This window comes from Paenibacillus sp. Aloe-11 (genome assembly GCF_000245715.1).
Lineage (GTDB): Bacteria > Bacillota > Bacilli > Paenibacillales > Paenibacillaceae > Paenibacillus > Paenibacillus kribbensis.
In genome coordinates, this window is the sequence record NZ_JH601045.1 from 69755 (window position 1) to 84267 (window position 14513).

11 protein-coding genes are annotated in these 14513 nt (G+C 46.5%); 9 read left to right on the forward strand and 2 right to left on the reverse strand.

What is annotated here, in order from left to right; translation table 11 throughout:
• The 7 genes from WG8_RS03670 to WG8_RS03700 all read left to right on the forward strand — a co-directional run.
• On the forward strand, positions 1 to 528 hold a 528-nt coding region (locus WG8_RS03670; protein ID WP_007428742.1), incomplete at its 5' end, for an ATP-binding cassette domain-containing protein.
• A 120-nt stretch (positions 529 to 648) separates the two neighbouring features.
• Positions 649 to 2163 carry an MDR family MFS transporter gene (locus WG8_RS03675; protein ID WP_043890760.1) on the forward strand — a complete coding sequence of 505 codons (1515 nt, stop codon included), beginning with the start codon at positions 649 to 651 and terminating at the stop codon, positions 2161 to 2163.
• A 338-nt stretch (positions 2164 to 2501) separates the two neighbouring features.
• Positions 2502 to 2909, forward strand: a complete 408-nt coding sequence (locus WG8_RS03680) for a MarR family winged helix-turn-helix transcriptional regulator (RefSeq protein ID WP_007428744.1) — start codon at positions 2502 to 2504, stop codon at positions 2907 to 2909.
• A gap of 46 nt (positions 2910 to 2955) precedes the next feature.
• Positions 2956 to 4719 (forward strand): ABC transporter ATP-binding protein, encoded by a 1764-nt coding sequence (locus WG8_RS03685; protein WP_007428745.1) that lies wholly within the window; start codon positions 2956 to 2958, stop codon positions 4717 to 4719.
• Complete coding sequence (locus tag WG8_RS03690; protein ID WP_007428746.1) at positions 4712 to 6562, forward strand: ABC transporter ATP-binding protein; 1851 nt, start codon at positions 4712 to 4714, stop codon at positions 6560 to 6562. Before WG8_RS03685 ends, WG8_RS03690 begins: the two co-directional genes overlap by 8 nt.
• A gap of 640 nt (positions 6563 to 7202) precedes the next feature.
• Entirely contained in the window at positions 7203 to 8702 is a 1500-nt protein-coding gene (locus tag WG8_RS03695) for a glycoside hydrolase family 68 protein (RefSeq protein WP_007428747.1), read from the forward strand.
• A gap of 105 nt (positions 8703 to 8807) precedes the next feature.
• The gene (locus WG8_RS03700; protein ID WP_007428748.1) at positions 8808 to 10364 is read left to right on the forward strand and encodes a glycoside hydrolase family 32 protein; all 1557 of its coding nucleotides are present in this window, start codon (positions 8808 to 8810) and stop codon (positions 10362 to 10364) included.
• A 124-nt stretch (positions 10365 to 10488) separates the two neighbouring features.
• Here WG8_RS03700 and WG8_RS03705 read toward each other — a convergent pair whose 3' ends face one another.
• Complete coding sequence (locus WG8_RS03705; protein ID WP_007428749.1) at positions 10489 to 10953, reverse strand: MarR family winged helix-turn-helix transcriptional regulator; 465 nt, start codon at positions 10951 to 10953, stop codon at positions 10489 to 10491.
• 286 nt (positions 10954 to 11239) lie between these two features.
• Here WG8_RS03705 and WG8_RS03710 point away from each other — a divergent pair, with 286 nt between their 5' ends.
• Positions 11240 to 11674 (forward strand): hypothetical protein, encoded by a 435-nt coding sequence (locus tag WG8_RS03710; protein ID WP_007428750.1) that lies wholly within the window; start codon positions 11240 to 11242, stop codon positions 11672 to 11674.
• 240 nt (positions 11675 to 11914) lie between these two features.
• Positions 11915 to 13585, forward strand: coding sequence for a ribonuclease J (locus WG8_RS03715; protein ID WP_007428751.1), 1671 nt, complete (start codon positions 11915 to 11917; stop codon positions 13583 to 13585).
• Positions 13586 to 13741: 156 nt separating this feature from the next.
• Here WG8_RS03715 and WG8_RS27860 read toward each other — a convergent pair.
• On the reverse strand, positions 13742 to 14513 hold a 772-nt coding region (locus tag WG8_RS27860), incomplete at its 5' end, for an NAD(P)/FAD-dependent oxidoreductase (protein WP_007428752.1).

Here is a 14513-nt window from a genome sequence, read left to right on the forward strand (position 1 = left end):
TCGGCTATGTGTTTCAGCAGCCGGAGCATCAGTTTGCAGCAGCAACGGTTCGGCTATGTGTTTCAGCAGCCGGAGCATCAGTTTGCAGCAGCAACGGTGTGGGAGGAATGCTTGTACAGTGTTCGCGTCAAGCTCGGTTTACGGACCGGAGAGCCGATTCCCGCCGCGTATGCGGAACGGGCACAGCGCTTGCTGACCGCCGCCAGGCTGGATCACAGACTGGATGCTTCCCCGTACCTGCTGAGTGGAGGCGAAAAAAGGCTTCTGAGCGTAGCGGCACAGTTTATCCTGCCGAAAAAACTGTACATATTGGATGAGCCCACCGCCGGAACGGATTACGAAGGGGCGAACATGCTGCTCCGTATGTGCGCAGAACAGTCTGCCGAAGGTGCAGCCTTCCTGATCATCACCCATGATATGCAGGTAGCCCAAAGCTTTTCCAGCCATGTTCTGCGCATGGAAGAGGGGCAACTCTATAAAATGGAATATAGTGGGATTTATCATACGATTACAGTTGACAAAAATTGACAGGCCGCCTGTTTACCATTATGCAGTGTGGGTAATATTGATCTGTGCAGGCGAATCGCACAGTACAACACAGTTCATACAAGGAAAGGATTTGTGATTTGCTTGGGACAAGATAAACCCATGAAGCGCGGACTTGTGCTGACAGGTGTTCTGCTAGCCACCTTTCTGGCCGCGATTGAAGGAACAGTTATTGGCCCCGCGGGGCCGACGATTGTTAGTGAACTGGGCAGTGTGAATCTGCTTAGCTGGATTTTTACGGCATATTTGCTGACAATGGCTGTAACCACGCCTATTTTCGGTAAACTTAGCGATTTATTTGGCCGCAAACCGATTTTTCTGGTCGGCTGTTCGTTGTTTGTGCTTGGATCTTTGCTGTGTATGCTGGCTGGCAGTATGGAGCAGCTTATTTTGTACCGGGCTATTCAAGGGATTGGAGCGGGCGGTGTCATTCCCGTTACCTTTACCATCATCGGAGATATATACAAAATGGAGGAACGCGGCAAGGTTCAGGGAATGATCAGCTCGGTATGGGGGATTTCTTCCCTGATCGGGCCTCTCCTCGGCGGTTATGTGGTTACATATTTTGGCTGGGAATGGATTTTCGGCTTTAATATTCCCTTCGGACTGATGGCAATGTTCTTTATCGCCCGTTACCTGCGGGAACAGGTGAGCAAGCGCGTTGCACGCGTTGACGTGCCGGGAGCAATTACCTTTACCATCGGGATGACGGCCCTTTTGCTCGTATTGGCGCTGGGCGGGCAGTATATTAGCTGGGCTTCCCCTGAACTGCTGGCCTTGGCTGCCGTAGCGATTTTGTTCCTGATTCTGTTTTTGGTTATTGAAAAACGCGCTCAGGAACCGATGGTTCCCCTGAAGCTATTCCGGATACGGGATATTGCTTTTTCCTGTGCCGCAGCGCTCCTGGTCAGCACCTTGCTGATCGGGCTGACCAGCTATCTGCCACTATGGATTCAAGGCGTGCACGGCGGGGATGCCGCTTCATCCGGTCTGGCCCTTGCTCCGATGTCGGTCGGCTGGCTGTTTGGCTCCATGATCGGAGGACGTATTTTAATGACACTGGGCTCTCGTCGAACCTCATTGATCGGACTGACCCTGATTGTTATGGGAGCCTTCGTCATGACCTTGATGGGACAAACATCACCGATTTGGCTGCTCTTTTTGTCTACATTATTGTACGGATTGGGCTTCGGCTTCTCGATGACCGTGTTTACGATTATTGCCCAGTCCTCGGTCGGGTTCCAGTTGCGTGGTGCATCTACAGCTTTGAATACGTTCCTGCGCACGCTGGGGCAGACGATAGGAGTCGCAGCCTTCGGTTCATGGCTGAACTATCGCATTGCTGCCCAGACAGCAGATGGACAGCTTACACAGCAAGGCATTACACAGCAGGATATTAATGGTCTGCTTGCACCTCATGCTTCACAAAGTCTGAGTGACCAGGCAGCGGGCATACTCCGTTCTGTACTGGAAAACAGTCTGCATTCTTTGTTCATCATCATGGTCTTCATTGCGGTGATTAGCTGGTTTGTCGTGCTTGGGCTGCGAAACCGCCCACCGGGTACGGAAGAAGGATCAGATGGGCGCATAATGTCACCACAGAGAGAACATGCGTAAGAGAGAATCCTCTACGAACAATATGATGTTGTTGTCCAGCTCCAGCAACGCTTTAAAAGACGCTTCCGGTTTCCCGGAAACGTCTTTCTTTATTCTGATCAGCACACGGGATTTTCAACTCGCACATGGGTTCAGTCCTATATCAGTGCCAAGTCTTCCTCGAAAACTACCTCCTATTTTTGAGAAATAACTCTTACCCACCTGATGAGTCGTCAATGTACATGGAGTAACATCCAGGTTAGTTCATGAATTGTTCCACATTTTCCCGAATTGACTTTATACCCGGACATCATTATTATCTTACAGTATAAGATAAAAACCAGAAGGTGTTGTGGCCAATGGATTATAAAGCATCAGCAACAGAATTATTCGAGTGTATCGTCAAATCGCGCAAACCGGTATTCGAGGAACGAGTGCACTTCTCTCGTGGTGAAATGGGGATTCTCATCGCTTTGAATCATCAGGACGGGGTTACCTCGGGCCATTTGAGCGAATACTTGTCTGTCAGTACGGGACGGGTAGCAACGGCGCTGAAAAGTTTGGAGAAGAAAGGGTTGGTTGTACGACGTACGGATGTCAACGACAAACGCAAGGTGATTGTATTCATTACGGATTCAGGCAAGCAATTTATGATTGACAGGTATAACGAAGGAGTCGCATGGAGCGAGAAGATTCTTCGAAAGCTGGACGAACAGGATGCCAAAGAATTTATCCGACTCATCAAGCTTATTGTCTCTAAAAACTAAAATGCACCAAACACCTAAGATTTTCAGATAAAAGGAGAGCAACAGAATGCTGAAGATATTCAAATATCTCAAGAAAAATGAATGGATGTTCGTGTTATGCAGCCTGGCCTTCATCGTTGTGCAGGTGTGGCTTGATTTGAAGCTGCCTGATTATATGGCCGAAATTACAACCAAGCTGCAAACAGCAGGAACACCGGTGTCGGAACTGCTGATTCCCGGTAGTTACATGCTGTTGTGTGCTGTCGGCAGTATGATTGCATCTATTATTGTCGGCTATTTTGCGGCAAAGGTTGCGGCAGGGCTGGCCATGCGTCTGCGGGCGATGGTCTTTGACAAGACCTTATCATTTTCGATGGAAGAGATGAACAGCTTTTCGACAGCCAGCCTCATCACCCGCTCCACAAACGATGTTACCCAAATTCAAACGGTGGTTGCGCTGGGGCTGCAGGTAATCATCAAGGCACCGATTCTGGCCGTGTGGGCCATTGCAAAGATTGCGGATAAAAACTGGCAGTGGACCGCCTCTACAGGAGTGGCTGTGGCTGTCCTGATCCTGATGTTGAGCGTCATTGTTATTTTTGCTCTCCCCAGTTTCCAAAAAATCCAACGTCTCACCGATAATCTGAACAGGGTAACACGTGAGCATCTGACCGGACTTCGGGTGGTGCGCGCTTATAATGCAGATGAGTATCAGGAGGAGAAGTTCGGGCAAGCCAATGTCGAATTGATGAATACAAACCTGTTTGCGAACCGGTTAATGACAATGGTTGGTCCGGGTATGACCTTTATTATGTCGGGTCTGAGTGTCGCTATCTATTGGATTGGCGCTTATCTGATTAACGGAGCGGCCGTGCCGGACCGCATTACGTTGTTCTCTAATATGGTCGTATTCTCCTCTTATGCGATGCAGGTGGTCATGGCCTTTATGATGGTAAGTATGATCTTCTTCCTGATGCCTCGAGCTTCGATTTCTGCCAAACGGATCATGGAGGTATTGAATACCGAATCCCGCATCATTGACGGGCATGAGACGGCTGGAGAAGAGGGCGTTATGGGTCAGGTGGAATTCCGTAATGTCAGCTTCAAATATCCGGATGCGGAGGAGCCCGTGCTTCGCAACATTAGCTTTACGGCACAACGGGGCGAGACGGTTGCCTTTATTGGCGCAACAGGCAGCGGCAAAACCAGCGTGATCAATCTGATTTCCCGTTTCTACGATGTGACCGAGGGAGAGGTGCTCGTGGATGGTGTGAATGTCAGAAACTATAATCAGCAGGCACTCCATAACAAAATCGGGTATGTCCCGCAGAGAGCCGTGCTTTTCAGCGGTACGGTGGCATCCAACGTTTCGTATGGCGATAACGGAAGAGCAGGAGCTTCGGAGAAACTCGTCAAAGCAGCCGTAGGGATTGCCCAAAGCACAGAATTTGTCGAAAAAATGGATGGTCAGTATCAGGGACGGATTTCACAAGGTGGAGCGAACGTCTCCGGTGGTCAAAAGCAGCGTCTGTCCATTGCGCGTGCCATCTACCGTCAGCCGGAGATTTATATCTTTGATGATTCCTTCTCGGCACTGGACTACAGAACAGACCGGATTCTGCGTTCCGCTCTCAAAAAAGAAACCGACCATGCGACGACACTCATTGTTGCTCAGCGCATAGGCACTATTAAGGACGCTGACCGGATTATCGTACTGGATCAGGGTGAGGTTGTAGGGAACGGCACACATGAAGAGCTGATGGCGAACTGCAGCACCTATCAGGAGATCGCTTATTCGCAGCTTTCGAAGGAGGAACTTGTACATGGATAAGAATGAACACACCGCAGGCAGCAAGCATATGAAAATGAAACAGCAAGGTCCCATGGGCGGAGGTCCTGCGGGAGGCATGGGTGCTGGGGAAAAAGCGAATAATTTAAAAAAGACGATCAGCCAGCTCTTATCCTACGGCAAGGCCTATGTGCCCATGATTATACTCTCTATGGTGCTGGCCCTGGTCGGTTCCGCCTTCAACGTGATTGGTCCGGGTAAGCTCAGCGATATTGCCAACCTGATCCAGGAAGGAATCGTAACAGGGATTGATGTGAGTGCTGTCCAGAAGATTGTTCTTGTATTGGTGCTTTTGTATGGTCTGGGTCTTATCTTTAATTATTTCCAAGGTTTTATTACGGTAACCGTATCACAGCGTCTTACAAAGAAAATGCGGACAGAGATGTCCCGAAAAATCAATCATATGCCTTTAAAGTATTTTGATGCTACGAGCTATGGTAATGTGCTCAGCCGTGTGACCAACGATGTCGATACTATCGGACAAACGTTAAACAACAGTCTTGGTACGCTTGTCAGCGCGCTGGCAACCTTCGTGGGCGCATTGATTATGATGCTGTATACGAACTGGATCATGACCGTTACCGGGATTCTAGCTACGCTGATCGGTTTTTCACTGATGACCGTAATTATGAAGCATTCACAGAAATATTTTGTAGCACAGCAAGCGGAGCTTGGCCAGATCAACGGTCATATCGAAGAAACCTATGCTGGTCATAACGTAGTCAAGGTATATAACGGAGAAAAAGCAGCCAAGGAAGTGTTCCATGGCATTAACGGCCGCTTATATACGAATGCATGGAAGTCCCAGTTCATGTCTGGCCTGATGATGCCAGTTATGATGTTTATCGGGAATTTCGGTTATGTCGCGGTCTGTGTCGTAGGCGCTTTGCTGGTGAACCAACATGCGATAACGATCGGAACTATTGTGGCCTTTATGGTGTATATTCGTCTGTTTACACAGCCCTTGTCACAGTTGGCACAGGCCGCAACCAATCTGCAATCGGCGGCTGCTGCCAGTGAACGTGTATTTGAATTTCTGGGTGAAGAAGAATTGGCGGATGAGAGTAACAAGACCAAGAAGCTGGACAACGCCAAAGGGGATGTCGAATTCAAACATGTCCGTTTCGGTTATAACGAAGACCGTATGATTATCAAAGACTTCTCCATGAAAGCTGAAGCTGGGCAGAAAATTGCCATTGTTGGTCCGACAGGCTCCGGTAAGACGACGCTCGTGAATTTGCTCATGCGGTTCTATGAACTGAACGGCGGGGAAATCTATATTGACGGAACCCCGATCAGCCAATTAACACGTGCGAATATTCATGAATTATTCTGTATGGTGCTGCAGGATACCTGGCTGTTTGAAGGAACGATCCGTGACAATATCGTCTTTTCCAAAGAGCATGTTACCGATGAACAGGTGGAAGCTGCATGTAGAGCGGTGGGGCTGCACAGCTTCATTAAAACCCTGCCGCAGGGCTATGATACGGTGCTGGACGACAAAGCCAATCTCTCTGCCGGTCAAAAGCAATTGATTACCATTGCAAGAGCCATGATTGAAGATGCACCCATGCTCATTCTGGACGAGGCCACAAGCTCGGTCGATACGCGTACGGAATTGCTGATTCAACAAGCGATGGACCGGCTTACTGTGGGGAAAACCTCCTTTGTGATTGCCCATCGCCTCTCGACGATCAAGAACGCCGATCTGATTCTGGTCATGAAGGACGGCAACATTATCGAAACGGGCAACCATGAGGACTTGCTGGCCAAAGGCGGCTTCTATGCCGATCTATACAACAGTCAGTTTGAACATGCATCCTAAAAAAATAACAGTCCCTATTTAAAAAAACGGGATAGCAGCCACTAATAGCATATCAGGGAATTCTTTATACAAAAAAGAGACAGTCCAGAACACCCAAATAAGGGGACGGGCTGTCTCTTTTTCAACTTCAACGGTTCAGCTCAACCATCGAACTGTGAATGATGAAACCCTTTAAGGTTTGCACTCACTTTTTTATGTAATAATTGGAATATATTAATAAATATATAAGTGATTAAATGGTAAATTAGACTTAAAAAAGTATGACACAAAATTTATTTCTTAATCGGATTGTAAGTACAAAAGAACTATTTTTTTGAATTCGTTTGCAAATAGATCTTTTTATGAATTGTTTTGAATGATTTTGGATGAAAATGAAGCAAACAGGCTGGGGAAAATGAGTGTGCAAAAAAAGCAAGTAACAATTTTTTCTGAATGTAATATGAAAGAAAGAAAACGGAATTTTCAGAAATTTACTAGGAAAATATGAGGATGAAATTCAAGGAGCAGCCTGTTTTTAGCCTCAAATAAAGGGGCTTTTCAGTCTATACCAATCGTTTGTCATACCATTTAAAATGGCCCTACCAACCAAAAAGTTGGGTTCGAATTAGAACGAATAATGAGAACAAGGGAGATGAAGTACTTGAAAATCAACAAATTTTTCAGAAAAGCGACCACACTGACTGTAGCAACCACATTGCTATTGGGAGGGGGCATTCAGGCTTTTGCTGAAAAAACGGATGATTCTGATCTTAAAACTGACAGTGCATTTACCCAAATTACACGCCATGACATGTTGAATATTTTCAAACAGCAAGGCAAAGAGAAATTTGAGGTTCCGTCCTTCGATGCATCGACCATCAAGAATGTTTCTTCGGCAAAAGGCCGCGACGGCTCAGGCAAGCTGATTGATCTGGATGTCTGGGACAGTTGGCCGTTACAAAATGCCGATGGTACAGTGGCCAATTACAAGGGGTATAATATCGTTTTTGGATTGGCAGGCGATCCTAAAAGAGCAGAGGATACATTTATATATCTGTTCTATCAAAAAGCGGGTAATACTTCTCTGAATGGCTGGAAAAATGCCGGAAGAGTGTTTAAAGACAATGACAAATTACTTGCAAACGATCCGATTCTAAAAAATCAGGCAGAAGAATGGTCCGGTTCGGCTACCTTAACCTCTGATGGACAAGTGCGTTTGTTTTATACCAGCAGACAGCCTTTTGAGCCAAGTAACCAATTATACGGCAAACAAACCTTGACTACGGCTCAAATTAATCTCTCTCAACCTGATGATGAAACGCTTAAAGTGGATGGCGTCGAGGATCTTAAACCGATTTATGACGGTGGAGATGGGAAAACCTATCAAAATGTTCAGCAAAGCGTCGGCGTGGATATGGATAACCATACGCTTAGAGACCCTCACTATATTGAGGATCAAGGCCGCAAGTATATCATATTTGAAGCGAACACAGGGACAGAAACGGGCTATCAGGGCGAAGATTCCCTTCAAAACTCAGCTTATTATGGTGGTAATAACGAATTCTTCACGGAAGAGCTACGTAATCTGTTGCAAAGTCCCAAGAAAAAGGGAGCTGAATTGGCCAACGGCGCACTCGGCATCGTTGAATTGAATAACGATTATACTTTGAAAAAAGTAATGCCCCCTCTGATTGCGTCCAATCTGGTAACGGATGAAATTGAACGGGCGAATGTGTTCAAGATGAATGGTTTGTGGTACTTATTTACGAGCACGAGAGGTTCCAAGGTGACTGTAGATGCGATCGGTGACGATGATATTTACATGCTGGGTTATGTTTCTACTTCCTTGACAGGGCCTTACAAACCGTTGAATGGAACCGGTCTCGTTCTTCATCAGGATCTGGATCGTGATGATATTACGTGGACGTATGCCCATTTTGCTATCCCGCAAGGCAAAGGCAATAACGTAGTCGTTTCGAGTTATATGACCAACCGAGGGCTTTTCCCGGATCACAAATCCACTTTTGCGCCAAGCTTCCTTCTGAATATCAAAGGCTCGAAGACCTCTGTTGTGAAAAACGGTATTCTGGAGCAAGGGCAAATCACAATTGATCCAACGGATGACAAAAAAGAACCTCCATATGAGTATGGAAAGAAATAAGTAGATATATGCAGTATGTCCGAAGGCGGCAGTTTGGTAGCTTATCGATCTGTCGTCCGTCGGACGGTACATAAGATGCAATGAGAGGCAAGGAGGATCGTCATCATGAAAAAAATAGCTTCCAAGAGCAATTGGATACGATCCATTGTAGTCATCGCAGGCTTTGCTATATTAATCGCTATGGATTGGAGTATGTATCAACGGGATGCGAGTAAAACTCCAATACCTCCAACACCGACCTATCGGGCGGCCTATCATTTTACCGTTCCGGATAAGTGGAAAAATGATCCGCAGCGGCCCATTTATATGGATGGGCAATACCATTATTACTATTTATATAATCGAGACTATCCCGAAAAAAATGGTACAGAATGGCGGCATGCCACCTCAACCGATTTGGTTCATTGGCAGGATGAGGGCGTGTCGATTCCCAAATATACCAATCCGAATGGTGATCCATGGTCTGGCTCGGTTGTGATCGATGATAACAATAGCGCCGGGTTTGGAAAAGGCGCTCTGGTAGCGATTGTGACGCAGCCTTCTGCAGATGGAGGGAAGCAAGAGCAATTTTTGTGGTATAGCATCGACAAAGGCAAGACATTTACTTCTTATGGTGACACTCCTGTGATGGCGAATCCGGGTACGAAGGATTTCAGAGACCCGAAAATCATACGGGATATGCATAGTGATAAATGGATCATGGTTATGGCGGAAGGTACGAAAATTGGCTTTTATGAGTCTGACAACTTAAAGAAATGGCGTTATATGAGCGGCTTTAGCACCGAAAATATCGGGCTTGTGGAGTGTCCCGACCTCTACCAAATGCGAGCGGACGATGGAAACTACAAATGGATTCTCGGCGCCAGCGCAAACGGGAAATCAACAGGTGAACCTAACACGTATGCCTACTGGACTGGAAATTTCGATGGAAACCATTTTTCTCCGGACCATAGTAAGCCTGAGTGGCTGGATTATGGCTTTGACTGGTATGGGGCGGTGACGTTCGAGGAGGGAAAAGGCAGCGATAAATATAGCCACCGCTATGCGCTGGCTTGGATGAACAATTGGGATTACGCCAACAACACGCCTACTCTAAAAGAAGGCTTTAACGGTATGGACTCCGTTGTGCGTCAAATTCGACTGAAGCATGTAGATGGGCTTGGTTACCACTTGGTTTCACAACCAGTCAAAGCTTTGAATCAATTACCTACTTCAATGGAGTCATTTGAACAGATCAAGGTTAATGGTACGCACACGCTTCCGGTAAAGGCAGAAGCTTATCAGCTAGAGGCGGATATTTCATGGTCAACGATCGAAAATGTGGGCTTGAGACTACGAGAATCCAAGGATGGCAAACGTCATGCAGATGTCGGCGTTTCTTTGGAAGGCCAATACTCTTACGTCAACAGAGCGTATACCGGACAACCGGATCAGAGTAGAGCCTATATAGAGAGCAAAGCGCCCTTTGATGTAAACCAGAGAAACGTTCATCTGAAAATCCTAGTTGATAAAACCAGTATCGAAGTATTCGTAGATGATGGAGCGGTGGTGCACTCCAGTTTAATCTTCCCGCGTTTGGATGATCAGGGAATTACCCTTTTTACCACTGGCGGCACAGCTATTTTTAAAAATGTGGTCATCAGCAATTTTATCGTTAAGTGAGCGATATATGCGTCTGGGGCTGCTGTTCATCGCCATAGATAAAAAGCCCGCCCCACTTAATATGTGGGGCGGATCTTTGTGAAAAATGCCACTTACTGTTAGTTAATGAGTCAATCTGGGAAGTCTACTTGTGATAGGGTGACAGGTTATCGGCGCTACGCCCTAATTTTTTAAGCAAACCGATCAGCTGATCTCTTTCAGTTTCGCTGATGCCGCTAAAGGCACGTTCAATCTGACGTGTATAGTCAGGGTAAATTTCGTCCATGAGGCGTTGTCCCTCATCCGTCAATTCTGCATATATAATTCGACGATCCTGATCGCACGGGTGACGGTGCAAATAACCGCGATTTTCCAACTTGTCGATAACATAAGTGACATTTCCGCTTTGCAGTAGCAGCTTGGCTCCGATCTGCTGGATTGGCTGTGCTCCCTTGTGATATAGAACTTCCATCACGGCGAAGGCCGTTGGGTTGAAGCCCACCGTTTTGATGCCAGCAACCGCATGCTCGTTTACACTTTTGAATGACTTGGCAAACACGCTATACAAATGCATGGATTGCTGTGTCACCAATGTTCGGTAATCTATCATCTTCATTCCGCCTTTATGTATGGATTTGGGCATCCTTTGACCGCTCGGTTCGGATGACCGGGCAACCATACCCTTATTACTAGCATAAAGGGATTTACGTAGGGAAAACATGCGATTTGTCACAGTAGCTGTGTTTTTAACTATTTAATTTCAAAGCTTTAAAGTAAATTTTTGGAAAATAAAGGTTTTGAATGTAAGAAACCCGTTCCTGTTGGTTATATTAAAAAATAACCTAGCGATATAAATCCCAAATAACAAAATAAGTTATTCAGAGGAGATGAGGCACATGGATACGGGTTCTTTCCGTTTTCAATTTCGTGATCCGCAGCAGGCTGAAGAGGCTTGTGAAACATTAAAGGAAATCGGATACGCTGCCAGCACAAACGGTGACACGGGTCTCAGTGTTCATGTTGAGAACCAGGATGTGCTGTCTGCACTGGAGATTTGCCAAGCTTATGAAGGAAGTATGATTGAGGTAGGGACTCTTTTCTCTAGACCGGATGCATTCCCCGGTTTGCAAGGAAATGTAGGTGTACAAAACCCGGGCTATAGCCCGGAGGATTGGATTATCCCGGCGCATATTATCAATGAAGATTGGAGCGAAGCGTATAAAAACGGCTCTTCTCAAACGTACACCAACACAACACAGGAGCACAACGTCAGCTCAGATCAACAACCGGAGGACGATGTGGACGGTTTTTCAGGCAGTATCCATATTTAGCTTTTGACCAAACCATTCCCGACCCTGTGGCTGGTTGCTGCTATTTTGGCAGCGGTGGATATTTCATAAATCAAGTGAGAGCCTTTGTCTTTTAAGGACAGGGGTTCCTTTTTTTTGTGTATGGCCAGAACTGTCCTTTTATTTAGGAAGGATGCTCACTTCTTTCCTATGTATAGTGCATAAGTTTACGTGGAAAATGAATAATATGGATAGCATTTTCCTAAGGAGGAAATAAACCTGATGCTTGCTGATAACAGATTACTCATTGCTGCTCTAGGCGGCGTGAATGAAATTGGGAAAAACATGTACTTCATCCAATACGATCAGGATATTGTCGTTATCGATTGTGGCTCCAAGTTTCCTGACGAAAATTTGCCTGGTATTGACCTCATTGTGCCGGATGTCACCTATTTGCTGGAAAATAAGGACAAAGTCAGAGCACTCATCGTGACTCATGGGCATGAGGATCACATCGGGGGTATTCCTTATTTGCTGAAGCAAATCAATATTCCCGTATTTGGGACAAAGCTCACCATAGAATTGTTAAAGATTAAGCTAAAAGAGCACGGTCTTTTACGTGATGCTGAGCTTCATCTTATAGATGCGGATTCAACCATCGATATAGGCACGATCCAGACATCCTTTTTCACCACCGTTCACAGCATCCCGGATTGCCTGGGTGTCTTTTTCCAGACACCGGAAGGAAATGTGGTCCATACCGGCGATTTCAAATTCGATATGTCTCCTGTAAGCGGACCCTTTCCGGATCTTCATCGAATGGCTGAAATTGGAAATAAAGGGGTTAAAGTGCTGCTCTCCGAAAGTACAAATGCAGAAAGGCCGGGATTTACACCTTCAGAACGTTTGGTTGGCGGGCATATTCTGGATGCATTCGCCAGAGCTAAGCAGCAGGTATTTATTTCCACGTTCGCTTCCAATGTGAACCGTGTCCAGCAAGTCATTGACGCGGCTGTGGAAACAGGCCGCAAACTGGTTTTGCTCGGACGAAGCATGATTAATGTGGTATCGGTAGCGAAGGAACTGGGCTTCTTGCACATGCCAGAGGACTTATTAATTGAGCCGGGAGAAACAGAGCGGTTTCCAGCAGAAGAAATCGCAGTTTTATGTACAGGAAGTCAGGGTGAGCCTATGGCCGCATTGTCCCGTTTAGCCAATTCCCTGCATCCCAAAATCGAAGTTTTGCCCGGTGATACTGTCATTATTGCCGCGGGAGCGATACCCGGGAATGAGCGAAATCTTTCCCAGGTGATTGACAACCTGTATGTGCTGGGTGCCCAGGTTATTTATGGATCAGGCAGCTCCACTGGGATGCACGTATCCGGTCATGGCAGCCAGGAAGAACTGAAATTAATGATGACTTTGATGAAACCACAGTATTTGATCCCGATACATGGTGAATTCAGAATGCTGTATCGGCATCGTCAGCTAGCAGAGTCGGTGGGTATTCCCATGGAGAATGTATTCATCGTTCGTAATGGTGAGACCATTCAAATCGAAGAAGGAAGGGCATCCCTGGGCCCCAAGGTGCCAGCCGGCAATAGCCTGGTTGATGGGCTGGTGACGGGTGACGTAGGCAATATTGTACTGCGGGACCGCAAAAAACTTTCTTCAGATGGAATGCTGATTATTGTGATGACCTTGAGCAAAAGCGAGAAGCAAATGCTTGCAACGCCAGAGGTCATTTCAAGGGGATTTGTATATGTCAGGGATTCCGAAGATCTCATGAAGCAAATCCACGAAACGATCATGTCCACAGTGAACGAGTTGACAGAAATCGAAATGAGTCAGTGGGGGCTGATCAAGCAAATGCTAAAGGATAATGTAGGCGGGTTTATTTACAGTCAGACCAAGAGAAGACCCATGATTTTACCTATCATTATTGAGGTTTAGGAATAGCGGCAAACGTCAAAATAGCATGGAATTCTGTTCATCACGCTATAATCAAAAAGACTTAAATCAGCAATGTGACTGATTTAAGTCTTTTTAATTTCCTGTCTACTTTTTCTATAAGAATGCCGTTGTAATGGCGGTTTGCAGCGCAGCGTCTTAATTGCTTACGGCCGCTTGCGTTCCTGCTGTGTGCCCCGTTGTAAAAGCCGCTGTAATGTTATAGCCACCAGTGTAGCCATGAATATCCAAAATCTCACCGCAGAAAAACAATCCGGGCATCAGCTTGGACTCCATTGTTTTCGGATTGATCTCCTTCAAATTCACGCCGCCCCCGGTAACAAAAGCTTCCTTCAGAGAGAGTGTACCGTTCACGCGGATTGGAAACGCCTTGATACGATGAGCGAGCTCCTGCCATTGCTGCTTGGGAATATGATCGTACGTTAAATCCTCACGCAGCCCGGCTTGCTGGAGCAATAATGGAATCAAGCGTTCCGGTACATAAGGTTTAAGCACATTTTTGATCGCCTTTTTAGCATCGGCTGCTGCCAGTTCCAGCGTTTCGCGGTAGACTTCATCAGCATGCTTGTGAGGCTGCAAATCGAGCGTCAGCAGCACCGTGCTGGTCTTATCCTTTTTCATTCCCTTTACGACAAATTGACTGCACCGCAAAGCGGTTGGGCCGGACAGGCCAAAATGTGTGAAAATCATATCTCCTTCGTGGACGACAACCTTCTTCTGCTTCGCATTCCATACGGTCAGGCTGATATTGCGCAGGGATAGTCCCTGAAGCTCCTTCGTCTGGATAAACGTCTCGCCTGACGTCAACGGAACCTCCGTTGGATAGAGCTCCGTAATCGTGTGCCCGGCTTGCTCAGCCCAAGCATAGCCGTCACCTTCCGAGCCTGTATGCGGGACAGACTTGCCTCCT

Coding starts and splice junctions, on each gene's coding strand:
- WG8_RS03700 (WP_007428748.1), top strand. CDS start 8,808: ATGAAAAAAATAGCTTCCAAGAGCAATTGGATACGATCCATTGTAGTC.
- WG8_RS03705 (WP_007428749.1), bottom strand. CDS start 10,953: ATGATAGATTACCGAACATTGGTGACACAGCAATCCATGCATTTGTAT.
- WG8_RS03715 (WP_007428751.1), top strand. CDS start 11,915: ATGCTTGCTGATAACAGATTACTCATTGCTGCTCTAGGCGGCGTGAAT.
- WG8_RS03690 (WP_007428746.1), top strand. CDS start 4,712: ATGGATAAGAATGAACACACCGCAGGCAGCAAGCATATGAAAATGAAA.
- WG8_RS03710 (WP_007428750.1), top strand. CDS start 11,240: ATGGATACGGGTTCTTTCCGTTTTCAATTTCGTGATCCGCAGCAGGCT.
- WG8_RS03685 (WP_007428745.1), top strand. CDS start 2,956: ATGCTGAAGATATTCAAATATCTCAAGAAAAATGAATGGATGTTCGTG.
- WG8_RS03680 (WP_007428744.1), top strand. CDS start 2,502: ATGGATTATAAAGCATCAGCAACAGAATTATTCGAGTGTATCGTCAAA.
- WG8_RS03675 (WP_043890760.1), top strand. CDS start 649: ATGAAGCGCGGACTTGTGCTGACAGGTGTTCTGCTAGCCACCTTTCTG.